The following is a 12043-nucleotide window of genomic DNA, read 5'->3' as shown; positions in this document are numbered from 1 at the left end:
ATGGCCCCATGCTTTTTATGGAGTGTCGGCCCATGTCCTTTGCGGTAATCCAGATGGTCAGCCAGAGCGATGTCCTGGCCAACCTGGCCCAGGCCAGGCGCTTGCTGGAGCAGGCGGCGGCAGGGGGCGCGCAACTGGCGGTCCTGCCGGAAAACTTCGCCGCCATGGGGCGGCGCGATGTGGCCGCCATCGGCCGTGCCGAAGCCTTGGGCGAGGGGCCGATCCTGCCCTGGTTGAAACTGGTCGCCCGTGACCTCAACTTATGGATAGTGGCCGGCACACTGCCGTTGCCCCCACAGGATCACCCCGACGCCAAGTCCAATGCCTGCTCGTTGTTGATCGACGCACAGGGTCAGATCGTCGCTCGCTACGACAAGCTGCATCTGTTTGACGTGGATGTGGCTGACGCGCGCGGTCGTTATCGTGAATCCGACGACTATGCTTACGGCAATCACGTGGTGGTGGCCGATACGCCGGTCGGGCGCCTGGGGCTGACGGTCTGTTATGACCTGCGCTTTCCGGAGCTGTACAGCGAATTGCGCGCGGCGGGCGCCGAATTGATTACCGCGCCCTCGGCCTTTACGGCGGTGACCGGCGCGGCGCACTGGGATGTGCTGATCCGTGCGCGGGCTATTGAAACCCAGTGTTACCTGCTGGCGGCCGCGCAAGGTGGCGTGCATCCGGGGCCGCGGGAAACCTATGGACATGGGGCGATTGTTGATCCGTGGGGGCGGGTGCTGGCACAACAGGATCAAGGCGAAGCGGTGTTGTTGGCCGAACGCGATAGCAGCGAACAAGCGTCGATACGGGCGCGTATGCCGGTGGCAGGCCACCGGCGCTTTTTCTCGCAGGGCGCACAGCGACCTGCTTCAGAACGATGAATTTAAGGCCGAACCTATGAGCGAGTTGTTGTCCTCAGTCAGTGAACACCTCCTGGCGCCCGGTGGCGTGACCATCGAAAGTCTGCAAACCGTACTGGGCGACCTGGCCGGGCCGGGCATCGATGCAGCAGACCTGTATTTCCAGGGCCAGATCTCTGAGTCATGGTCCCTGGAAGATGGGATCGTCAAGGACGGCAGCTTCAACCTGGACCAAGGGGTTGGTGTACGTGCGCAGTCCGGTGAGAAGACCGGCTTTGCCTATAGCAATGCCATTACCCTGGAAGCCCTGGGCCTGGCCGCCCGTGCGGCGCGCTCGATTTCCCGTGCCGGACAGAACGGCACCGTACAGGCGTTCAGCACCCAGGACGTGACCCAGTTGTACGGCCCGGACAACCCGCTGGAAGTGATCAGCCGTGCCGAAAAGGTCGAGCTGCTCAAGCGTGTGGATGCCGCAACCCGTGCCCTCGACCCGCGCATCCAGCAGGTGAGTGTGAGCATGGCCGGTGTTTGGGAGCGCATCCTGGTGGCGTCCACCGATGGCAGCCTGGCGGCGGATGTGCGGCCGCTGGTGCGTTTCAATGTCAGTGTGATCGTCGAGCAGAACGGGCGTCGCGAGCGTGGCGGTCATGGCGGCGGCGGGCGCACGGATTATCGCTATTTCCTCACCGAAGACCGAGCCATGGGTTATGCCCGCGAGGCGTTGCGCCAGGCGCTGGTCAACCTGGAAGCCATCCCGGCGCCGGCCGGTACGCTGCCGGTGGTGCTGGGTTCGGGCTGGTCTGGGGTATTGCTGCACGAAGCGGTGGGGCATGGCCTGGAAGGCGACTTCAACCGCAAGGGCAGTTCCGCCTACAGCGGGCGCATGGGCGAAATGGTCGCCTCCAAGCTCTGCACCATCGTCGATGACGGCACATTGGCCGGTCGCCGTGGCTCCCTGAGCGTCGATGACGAAGGCACGCCCACCGAGTGCACCACGCTGATCGAAAACGGCGTGCTCAAGGGCTATATGCAAGACAAGCTCAACGCGCGCCTGATGGGCGTGGCGCGCACCGGCAACGGTCGTCGTGAGTCCTACGCGCATTTACCTATGCCGCGCATGACCAATACCTACATGTTGGCGGGTGAAAGCGATCCGGCAGAGATCATTGCTTCGGTGAAGCGTGGGATCTATTGCGCCAACCTGGGTGGTGGCCAGGTGGATATCACCAGCGGCAAGTTCGTGTTCTCCACCAGCGAAGCCTATTTGATCGAAGACGGCAAGATCACCGCGCCGGTCAAGGGCGCAACCCTGATTGGCAACGGCCCGGAAGCCATGAGCAAGGTGTCGATGGTCGGTAACGACCTGGCGCTGGACAGCGGTGTGGGGATGTGTGGCAAGGATGGGCAATCGGTGCCGGTCGGTGTCGGCCAGCCAACCCTGAAAATTGATGCGATCACCGTGGGTGGCACGGGGTCGTAAGGCGTGGAGCTTCGGGTGGCGAAGACCGCCACCCGGGGAAGAGGATCAGCGCAGGCCGCGTTGAGTCTCGTCCAGCTCACGGATGTACTTGAAGATTTTACGGCTGGTGGCCGGCGCCTTGTTCTGTGCCAGTTCGTGCTGGGCCTGACGGATCAGGGAGCGCAGTTGCTGGCGGTCGGCATCCGGATAGTCCAGGACGAACTTCTCCAATACAGCGTCGTCACCGCCGATCAGGCGGTCGCGCCAACGCTCCAGGTTATGGAAGCGTTCGTTGTACTGGCGGGTGGAAGCATCGAGTTGGTCGAGCAAAGTCAGAATGGCGTCAGTGTCCTGGTCGCGCATCAGCTTGCCGATAAACATGATGTGCCGTTTACGCGCGATATTCGCGGTGTGCTTGGGTGCATCCGCCAGGGCCCGGCGCATTTCGTCGGTCAATGGCAGTTTGGCAATCAAGTCCGGCTTGAGTGTTGTAAGGCGCTCGCCAAGATCAACCAGAGCATGCAGCTCGCGTTTGACCTGGGTTTTGCTTTTCTCCCCATCGAGGGAGTCGTCGTAAGAATCAACCATGGTGGCAGTCCGCAAAGAAACGCCGCCATGATAACCAGTCGGGGGCCGCTTGTCCGGCCCGGTCGCTCGATGGCCTTAACCGAAAGCAGAATTTGAGTGGAGAAAACCATGAGTGCAGCCCAAAGCGTCGGTCCACAAGCGTTACCGGCACTGCAGGAACAAGTTGAGCAGATCATTGCCGAGGCCAAGCGCCAAGGGGCCAGTGCCTGTGAAGTGGCGGTGTCGCTGGAGCAGGGCTTGTCGACTTCGGTACGTCAGCGGGAAGTGGAAACCGTTGAGTTCAACCGCGACCAGGGTTTTGGCATCACCTTGTATGTGGGGCAGCGCAAAGGCTCGGCCAGCACCTCGGCCAGCGGTCCGGAAGCCATTCGCGAAACCGTTGCCGCCGCGCTGGCGATTGCCAAGCACACCTCCGAAGACGAGGCGTCCGGTTTGGCGGATGCGGCCTTGATGGCGCGGGACCTGAAAGATTTCGATCTGTATCACGCCTGGGATATCACTCCCGAGCAGGCGATCGAAAAGGCCCTAGCCTGCGAAGCTGCGGCATTTGATACCGACAGCCGAATCAAGAATGCCGATGGCACCACCTTGAGCACCCATCAGGGTTGCCGTGTGTATGGGAACAGTCATGGCTTTATCGGCGGCTATGCGTCGACACGCCATAGCCTGAGCTGCGTGATGATCGCCGAGGCCGATGGCCAGATGCAGCGTGACTACTGGTATGACGTGAGTCGCCAGGGCGAGTTGCTGGCGGACCCGGTGAGCATTGGCCAGCGCGCCGCGCAACGGGCCGCGAGCCGCCTGGGCGCACGCCCGGTGCCGACTTGCGAAGTGCCGGTGCTGTTTTCGGCGGAGTTGGCGGGCGGTCTGTTCGGTAGCTTCCTGGGGGCGATTTCCGGGGGCAACCTGTACCGCAAGTCGTCGTTCCTTGAGGGCGCGCTGGGGCAGAAGTTGTTTCCTGAGTGGCTGACCCTGGATGAGCGCCCGCATCTGATGCGGGCCATGGGCAGTTCGGCCTTTGATGGCGATGGCCTGGCGACCTACGCCAAGCCGTTTGTCGAAAATGGTGAGCTGGTTTCCTACGTGCTTGGTACCTATGCCGGGCGCAAGCTTGGTTTGCCCAGTACCGCGAACTCCGGTGGCGTTCACAACCTGTTCGTGACCCATGGCGATGAAGACCAGGCGGCGCTACTGCGGCGCATGGGCCGTGGTTTGCTGGTGACCGAGTTGATGGGTCACGGCTTGAACATGGTGACGGGCGATTATTCCCGAGGCGCGGCGGGGTTCTGGGTGGAGAATGGCGAAATCCAATTCGCCGTCCAGGAAGTGACCATCGCCGGCAATATGCGCGATATGTTCAAGCAGATTGTCGCCGTGGGTAACGATCTGGAACTGCGCAGCAATATTCGCACCGGCTCGGTGCTGATCGAACGCATGACCGTTGCCGGCAGCTAGACACCTAATCGTTACATGGCAGCGCCACCCCAAGGGTGGCGCTTTTTTTTGCCTGGAATATTACAAGGCCGACAAAGGTATTGGCTCAATAGCTTGTTTTGATTCTTAATATCATTTAATAATAAATCTCATTATCGAGCGAGCGTGGATCATGAGTTCTGTCCTGCACGAGGATCCCTATCTGGAAAGCTGGCGTTGGATGAGTCGCCAGATTCGCTGTGGACTCAACCCTGACGAGCCACGCCTGATCGAGCATTACCTGAATGAAGGTCGCTACCTGGCCTGCTGCACGGCCACGCACCCGTGGACCATCGCCGAGACCTCGTTCCGCTTGCTGATCGATACCGCCACCGATATCGCCTTGCCATTGCATTGGCGCTCCACGTGCCTGGACCAGGCCTGGCGCCCACTGCGCGACTTGGAAAACCTCTCTCACTGCGCCTGCCGCCTCAAGCGCTGGCAGACCTTTGCCTGGCAATTGGCGACTTGTGAATTGCTGCCTTCTATTTCTCACTCCGACTTGGTGCAAGGATCTTCTGATGAGTAATACCCGTATCGAACGTGACAGCATGGGCGAGTTGCAAGTCCCCGCTGAGGCTTTGTATGGCCCCCAGACTCAGCGTGCGGTGAACAACTTTCCGATCAGCCACCAACGCATGCCGACCCAGTTCATTCGCGCCCTGATCCTGGCCAAGGCTGCGGCCGCCAAGGCCAACGTCGATCTCCAGCAGATCAGCGCAAGCCAGGGCAAAGCCATCGTCGACGCCGCCCAAGGCTTGCTGGAAGGCGACTTCATGCAGCACTTCCCGGTGGATATCTTTCAGACCGGTTCCGGCACCAGTTCCAACATGAATGCCAACGAAGTGATCGCGACCCTGGCCAGCCGCATGCTGGGCGAGCCGGTCAACCCCAATGACCACGTCAATTGCGGGCAAAGCAGCAACGACATCATCCCGACCACCATTCACGTCAGCGCCGCGCTGGTGCTGCATGAACAGACTTTGCCGGCCTTGCTGCACCTGGTTGAGGTGATCGAGCGCAAGGCGGTAGAAGTCCATCCGTTCATCAAGACCGGGCGTACTCACCTGATGGACGCCATGCCTGTACGCATGAGTCAGGTGCTCGAAGGATGGGCGCAGCAACTCAAGGCCAATATCGCGCACTTGCAGGGCTTGCTGCCAAGCCTGCAGGCCCTGGCCCAGGGCGGCACTGCGGTAGGTACCGGGATCAACGCGCATCCTGAGTTTGCTGCACGTTTCAGTCAGCAACTGAGCAGCCTGACCCAGGTGCAGTTCACGCCAGGCAAGAATCTGTTCGCCTTGATTGGCTCCCAGGACACCGCCGTTGCCGTTTCCGGCCAACTCAAAGCCATTGCCGTGTCGCTGATGAAAATCGCCAACGACCTGCGCTGGATGAACTCCGGCCCGCTCGCCGGTCTTGGTGAAATCGAACTCGAAGGCCTGCAGCCGGGCTCGTCGATCATGCCGGGCAAGGTCAACCCGGTGATTCCAGAGGCTACGGCCATGGTTGCGGCACAGGTGATCGGCAATGACAGCGCAATCACCATCGCAGGTCAGTCTGGCAACTTCGAACTCAACGTGATGCTGCCGATCATCGCCCAGAACCTGCTCAGTAGCCTGGAGTTGCTGGCCAACTCCAGCCGCCTGCTGGCGGACAAGGCCATCGCCAGCTTCAAGGTCAACGAACCCAAGCTCAAGGAAGCGCTCTCGCGCAACCCGATCCTGGTCACTGCACTCAACCCGATCATTGGTTACCAAAAGGCCGCTGAAATCGCCAAGAAAGCCTACCAACAAGGCCGGCCGGTGATTGATGTGGCGCTCGAACACACCGATCTGCCCCGCAGCCAACTGGAAATCCTCCTGGATCCGGAAAAGCTCACGGCGGGCGGCGTGTAATCACCGACCCTGCTTTGGAGGCTCACCATGGAGCACTGGAAACGCACGATCGAACGGGCTAATCGCTGCTTTATGCAGGGCGAACTGGTGGATGCCCGCGAGCATTACCTGCAAGCCCTGGCCCTGGCCCAAGTGTTGTTCGCGCGCTGGGGTGATGCCGACGAGGCAGTGGCAGCTTGCGTTATTTCCCATCACAACCTGGCGGACCTGCACTTGCGCCTGAACCAGCCTGAGGAAAGCGCCGAATACCTCTGCGCCATTCACCAGCGCTTGCTGCAGACCATGCAGAACACCCGCCTGCCTCAGCCTTTGCGCGAGGCGGCCTTGCGCCAGAGCAGCAAGACCTACGTCGAACTGTTGAATTTCATTAGCGATCACGGCGAGTACCCCCGCACCCATCGCTTGCTGGGCAGCCATACGGCGCAGACCGATGCGCCGACCCGCAACAGCCCTTTTTATGGAGCACATTGATATGTCCTACACCTTGCCTGCCTTGCCTTACGCCTACGATGCCCTGGAGCCGCATATCGATGCGCAAACCATGGAAATTCACTACACCAAGCACCACCAGACCTATATCAATAACCTCAATGCTGCCGTCGAAGGCACCGAGTTTGCCGGCTGGCCGGTAGAGAAACTGGTCTCCAGCGTTCAGCAACTGCCGGAAAAACTGCGCGCTGCAGTGATCAACCAAGGTGGTGGTCATGCCAACCATTCGCTGTTCTGGGCCGTCATGTCGCCCAAGGGAGGTGGTAAGCCCGGCGGCGCGTTGGGCCAGGCGATTGATGCGCAACTAGGCGGTTTTGATGCGTTCAAGGAAGCATTCACCAAGGCCGCGCTGACCCGATTCGGCAGTGGTTGGGCTTGGCTGAGCGTGAACCCGCAAAAGACCCTGGTGGTCGAAAGTAGCGGTAACCAGGACAGTCCGCTGATGAACGGCAATACGCCGATCCTCGGTCTAGACGTGTGGGAACACGCCTACTACCTGCTTTATCAAAACCGCCGTCCTGAGTACATCAATGCCTTCTACAGTGTTATCAACTGGCCGGAAGTCGCTGAGCGCTACCAGGCTGCATTGGCTTAATGCTCTCTCATAACAAGACCTAAGGCCGACTATGGGCACTGAAACACTGGCGATCAGCAGCGTGCGAATGTTCCGCTATGCGTTTGGCTCGCTGCTGCTATTGGCGGGAACTGCATTGCTGGTGGCCCACGGGCTGGCCTGGCTGGACCTGGAGCCGCGCATCCTGCGGGCCCTGCAAGGTGGTGCAATCTGTGCCTTGGGCACGGCATTGGGCGCGGTGCCGGTATTGGTAATCCGGCGGATGCCGCTGGCGGTCAGCGATACATTACTGGGGTTTGGTGCTGGGGTGATGCTGGCGGCGACGGCGTTCTCGCTGGTCGTGCCGGGAATCGCCGCTGCCGAAAATCTGGGGCTCACGCCTTGGGCCTCCAGCGGGTTGATCAGTTTTGGCATCATGCTGGGCGCTTTCGGTTTGTTCCTAGTGGACCGCAAGGTCTCCGGTGCCAGCCCGGAGATGCTGGTCGGCACGCCTGACAAACCGGTAATTCCACCGCGCATCTGGCTGTTTGTGTTCGCTATCATTGCCCACAACATTCCCGAAGGCATGGCGGTAGGTGTCTCGGCCGGTGGCGGCATGCCTGATGCCGACAGTCTGGCCATGGGCATCGCCTTGCAAGATGTGCCGGAAGGCCTGGTGATTGCGTTGGTGCTAGCGGGGGCAGGGATGTCGCGGGTCAAGGCATTCCTGATCGGTGCGGCGTCCGGGCTGGTTGAGCCGGTGTTTGCCGTGCTCTGCGCCTGGTTGGTCAGTCTGGCCGAAATGCTGTTGCCACTGGGGCTGGCATTGGCGGCGGGGGCAATGTTATTGGTGGTGACTCATGAGGTGATCCCCGAGTCGCGGCGTAATGGCCATGACAAGCTGGCCAGCCTGGGATTGTGCATCGGGTTTTGCTTGATGATGGCGATGGATACAGCGTTGGGCTGACTTTTAGCGCAAAACCAATTTAGGAGCTGGCTTGCCAGCTCCCACACAAGCCCGTACACATGGGATTTATGTTGGGCAAGGGGCTATTCGCCTTCATCGAAGTAGTTGTTGATCAACTTCACCAGCGCTTCCAGCGCTTCCTGTTCCTGCTCACCCTCGGTCTTCAGGTGAATCGTGGTGCCCTTGCCGGCAGCCAGCATCATCATCGCCATGATGCTTTTGCCGTCGACCATGGATTCTGCTGTACGCCCGGCCCGGACCTGGCAAGGAAACTGGCCCGCTACCCCGACAAATTTGGCCGACGCGCGGGCATGCAAGCCCAGTTTGTTGATGATTTCAATTTCCAGAGCGGGCATCGCGAAGGTGTTCCTTTCAGCTAAGGTCGCGGTGGCGAACCTGGACATTCTTGAGGGTTTTCTGCAAGACCTGGCCCAGGCGCTCGGTCAGGTAGACGGAGCGGTGATGCCCGCCGGTGCAGCCGATAGCGATGGTGACATAGGCCCGGTTGCTCGCGGCAAAGCGCGGTAGCCACTTGAGCAGGTAGCTGGAGATATCCTGGAACATCTCTTCGACATCCGGTTGAGCCGCCAGGTACTCGGCAACCGGTTGGTCCAGGCCTGACTGATCGCGCAGTTCCGGCTTCCAGTAAGGGTTGGGGAGGCAGCGCACGTCAAATACCAGGTCTGCGTCTATCGGCATGCCCCGCTTGAAACCAAAGGATTCAACCAGGAATGCCGTGCCGGGCTCCGGCTGGTTCAGCAGGCGCAGCTTGATGGCGTCACGCAGTTGGTAAAGGTTCAGGCTGGTGGTGTTGATCTTGAGGTCGGCCAAATCAATGATCGGCCCCAGCAGCTTGGTCTCGTCCTCAATGGCTTCCGCCAGCGAGCGGTGCGGGCTACTCAGCGGGTGGCGGCGACGGGTTTCCGAGAAGCGCTTGAGCAGCGTTTCTTCGTCGGCATCCAGGTACAGCACGTCGCAATGGATATGCTTGGCGCGTACCTCTTCAAGCAATTCCGGGAATCGTGTGAGGTGGCTGGGCAGGTTGCGCGCGTCAATCGACACGGCCACCAGCGGTTGCGCTAGCTCGGTATGGATCAGTGCGCGTTCTGCCAACTCGGGCAACAGGCCGGCCGGCAAGTTGTCGATGCAATAGAAGCCGTTGTCCTCAAGCACGTTGAGGGCAGTACTTTTACCTGAGCCGGAACGCCCGCTGACGATGATCAAACGCATGATTACTGCCCGCTTTGCTCTTCCAGGACAACCTGATAAAGCGCTTCATTGGTGCTGGCGCTACGCAGTTTCTTACGTACTTCTTCACGGTCGAGCATGCTGGCGATCTGCCGGAGCAGCTCCAGGTGCGCATCGGTAGCAGCTTCCGGGACCAGCAGGACGAACAGCAGGTCAACCGGGGCGCCATCGATGGCGTCGAAATCAATGGGGGCCTCCAGGTGCAGCAGGGCGCTGACCGGGGTTTCACAGCCTTTGAGGCGGCAGTGTGGAATTGCGATGCCGTTGCCAAAACCGGTCGAGCCGAGTTTTTCACGGGCAATCAGGGCCTCGTACACATCTTGCGTATCCAGTTCAGGCACTTCACGGCCGATCAGGTTGGCAATCTGTTCGAGGGCTCTCTTTTTACTGCCGCCCGGCACGTCCACGAGGGAACGGCCGGGGGTCAGGATGGTTTCAAGTCGAATCATGGGTGGGGAGTGTTAGCGGCCTGTGCCTTGAAGAAGGCTCTGCTGCTTTTCCTTATGCTTTTTGATTTGGCGATCCAGCTTGTCGGTCAGGTCGTCAATGGCGGCATACATATCTGCATGCTCTGCATTGGCAACGACTTCCCCGCCGGGTATACGCAAGGTGGCTTCGATTTTCTGCTTCAGCTTTTCGACAGACATGATGACTTGCACATTGGTGATCTTGTCGAAATGCCCCTCAATTCGTTTGAGTTTCTCGCTGATGTAGGCGCGCAGCGGTTCGGTCACTTCCAGTTGGTGTCCACTGATGTTGACTTGCATACAGCTTCTCCTTCGTTGCCAGTGCATAAAGCGGCGGGTAGGAATACCCGCCACTGGAACGCTGTGGCCCGCCCGTCACATCAACCGCTTACGCTCGCTGGAAGGCGCGATCCCAAGGGATTCGCGGTACTTGGCGACGGTTCGACGGGCGACCTGAATGCCTTGTGCCTCCAGTAAACCAGCGATCTTGCTGTCACTCAACGGCTTTTTCTGATTTTCCGCGGCAACCAGTTTTTTGATGATCGCGCGGATCGCCGTGGACGAGCATTCGCCGCCTTCGGAGGTGCTGACGTGGCTGGAGAAAAAGTATTTCAGCTCATATATACCCCGTGGGGTATGCATGAATTTTTGGGTGGTTACCCGTGAAATGGTCGATTCATGCATGCCAACGGCTTCGGCAATATCATGCAGCACCAACGGCTTCATCGCCTCGTCGCCGTATTCCAGGAAGCCGCGCTGATGCTCGACGATCTGGGTGGCCACTTTCATCAGGGTTTCGTTGCGGCTTTGCAGGCTCTTGATGAACCAGCGCGCTTCCTGCAGCTGGTTGCGCATGAAGGTGTTGTCAGCACTGGTATCGGCCCGGCGCACGAAACCTGCGTATTGCGGGTTGACCCGCAGGCGTGGCACCGATTCCTGGTTCAGTTCCACCAGCCAGCGCTCGTTGTCCTTGCGCACGATCACGTCAGGGACCACGTATTCCGCCTCGCTAGACTCGATTTGCGAGCCGGGGCGCGGGTTGAGACTCTGCACCAGCTCGATGATCTGGCGCAGGTCATCTTCCTTGAGCTTCATCCGGCGCATCAGCTGGCTGTAATCGCGACTGCCCAGCAGGTCGATGTAGTCAGTGACCAGGCGTTGGGCCTCGGCCAGCCATGGTGTCTTCGCGGGCAGTTGGCGCAGTTGTAGCAGCAGGCATTCGCTCAGATTGCGTGCGCCGATACCGGCGGGCTCGAACTGCTGGATGCGGTGCAGGACCGCTTCGATTTCGTCCAGCTCGATGTCCAGTTCCGGGTCGAAGGCCTCGAGGATTTCCTCGAGGGTTTCGTCCAGATAGCCCTGATTATTGATGCAGTCGATCAGGGTCACGGCGATCAGGCGATCGGTGTCGGACATGGGGGCCAGGTTCAGTTGCCACAGTAAGTGGCTCTGCAGGCTTTCGCCGACGGAGGTGCGGGTGGTGAAGTCCCACTCGTCATCGTCGTTGCTGGGCAGGCTGCTGGCGCTGGTCTGGTAGACATCTTCCCAGGCGGTGTCCACGGGCAGCTCATTGGGAATGCGTTCGTTCCATTCGCCTTCTTCCAGATTATCCACCGTGGGGGCGGTTTCCTGGTAGGACGGTTCCTGGACGTCGGTATTGGGTTTTTGCTCTATGTTGTCGGCCAGTGGGTCGGCATTGTCGAAGTCGTCGCCTTCTTCCTGGCGTTCGAGCATCGGGTTGGACTCCAGGGCCTCCTGGATTTCCTGTTGCAGGTCCAGGGTCGACAATTGGAGCAGGCGGATGGCCTGTTGCAGCTGCGGTGTCATCGTCAGCTGCTGGCCCATTCTCAGGACTAGCGATGGTTTCATGGCAGGGGCTTAACACCTTATTCGCCGGCGCAATGCGCCATCCACGACAGGGCGCGTGAGCGCCAAACATAAGCAAATTATATGCCTGATATCGGGGGCTTTGCCTAGAGCGCGGTAACAATAAAAATAATGAGGTTTTTATTGACTGCCGCGCTCGATGGCGAATGTCCTG

The 12043-nt window shown here is 59.9% G+C and carries 14 protein-coding genes; 8 read left to right on the top strand and 6 right to left on the bottom strand.

What is annotated here, in order from left to right:
• Positions 1-32 precede the first annotated feature (32 nt).
• On the top strand, positions 33-881 hold the full coding sequence (locus HBO09_RS13675) for a carbon-nitrogen hydrolase family protein (protein WP_169994670.1): 849 nt from the start codon (positions 33-35) through the stop codon (positions 879-881).
• Between the two features lie 16 nt (positions 882-897).
• Entirely contained in the window at positions 898-2340 is a 1443-nt protein-coding gene (gene tldD / locus HBO09_RS13670; protein ID WP_029291818.1) for a metalloprotease TldD, read from the top strand.
• 45 nt (positions 2341-2385) lie between these two features.
• Here tldD and yjgA read toward each other — a convergent pair whose 3' ends face one another.
• Positions 2386-2907, bottom strand: coding sequence for a ribosome biogenesis factor YjgA (gene yjgA / locus HBO09_RS13665; protein WP_029291815.1), 522 nt, complete (start codon positions 2905-2907; stop codon positions 2386-2388).
• Between the two features lie 108 nt (positions 2908-3015).
• Here yjgA and pmbA point away from each other — a divergent pair, with 108 nt between their 5' ends.
• The 6 genes from pmbA to HBO09_RS13635 all read left to right on the top strand — a co-directional run bounded on the left by pmbA (position 3016) and on the right by HBO09_RS13635 (position 8287).
• Positions 3016-4362, top strand: coding sequence for a metalloprotease PmbA (gene pmbA, locus HBO09_RS13660; RefSeq protein WP_169950896.1), 1347 nt, complete (start codon positions 3016-3018; stop codon positions 4360-4362).
• 151 nt (positions 4363-4513) lie between these two features.
• Complete coding sequence (locus tag HBO09_RS13655) at positions 4514-4909, top strand: FagA protein (RefSeq protein ID WP_169994668.1); 396 nt, start codon at positions 4514-4516, stop codon at positions 4907-4909.
• Positions 4902-6278 carry a class II fumarate hydratase gene (locus HBO09_RS13650; protein WP_169994665.1) on the top strand — a complete coding sequence of 459 codons (1377 nt, stop codon included), beginning with the start codon at positions 4902-4904 and terminating at the stop codon, positions 6276-6278. Before HBO09_RS13655 ends, HBO09_RS13650 begins: the two co-directional genes overlap by 8 nt.
• A gap of 27 nt (positions 6279-6305) precedes the next feature.
• Positions 6306-6749, top strand: a complete 444-nt coding sequence (locus HBO09_RS13645; protein WP_169994663.1) for a hypothetical protein — start codon at positions 6306-6308, stop codon at positions 6747-6749.
• Between the two features lies 1 nt (position 6750).
• A complete protein-coding gene (locus HBO09_RS13640) occupies positions 6751-7362 on the top strand; it encodes a superoxide dismutase (protein WP_169994661.1) in 612 nt (203 codons plus the stop codon).
• 31 nt (positions 7363-7393) lie between these two features.
• Complete coding sequence (locus tag HBO09_RS13635) at positions 7394-8287, top strand: ZIP family metal transporter (RefSeq protein WP_029291803.1); 894 nt, start codon at positions 7394-7396, stop codon at positions 8285-8287.
• Positions 8288-8370: 83 nt separating this feature from the next.
• Here the strand turns inward: HBO09_RS13635 and HBO09_RS13630 are convergent, their stop codons facing one another.
• From HBO09_RS13630 to HBO09_RS13610, 5 genes are all read right to left on the bottom strand, one after another.
• Positions 8371-8643 (bottom strand): HPr family phosphocarrier protein, encoded by a 273-nt coding sequence (locus tag HBO09_RS13630; RefSeq protein WP_169994659.1) that lies wholly within the window; start codon positions 8641-8643, stop codon positions 8371-8373.
• 16 nt (positions 8644-8659) lie between these two features.
• Entirely contained in the window at positions 8660-9517 is an 858-nt protein-coding gene (rapZ, locus tag HBO09_RS13625) for an RNase adapter RapZ (RefSeq protein ID WP_169994657.1), read from the bottom strand.
• A gap of 2 nt (positions 9518-9519) precedes the next feature.
• Positions 9520-9984, bottom strand: a complete 465-nt coding sequence (gene ptsN / locus HBO09_RS13620) for a PTS IIA-like nitrogen regulatory protein PtsN (protein WP_169994655.1) — start codon at positions 9982-9984, stop codon at positions 9520-9522.
• Positions 9985-9996: 12 nt separating this feature from the next.
• On the bottom strand, positions 9997-10302 hold the full coding sequence (gene raiA, locus HBO09_RS13615) for a ribosome-associated translation inhibitor RaiA (RefSeq protein ID WP_029291794.1): 306 nt from the start codon (positions 10300-10302) through the stop codon (positions 9997-9999).
• 75 nt (positions 10303-10377) lie between these two features.
• Positions 10378-11871, bottom strand: coding sequence for an RNA polymerase factor sigma-54 (locus tag HBO09_RS13610; RefSeq protein ID WP_032860084.1), 1494 nt, complete (start codon positions 11869-11871; stop codon positions 10378-10380).
• Positions 11872-12043 lie beyond the last annotated feature (172 nt).

Source organism: Pseudomonas sp. WS 5027, from assembly GCF_012985695.1.
Lineage (GTDB): Bacteria > Pseudomonadota > Gammaproteobacteria > Pseudomonadales > Pseudomonadaceae > Aquipseudomonas > Aquipseudomonas hygromyciniae.
Note: the sequence above shows the minus strand (reverse complement) of the source record. Positions and strands in the feature narration are given on the sequence as shown.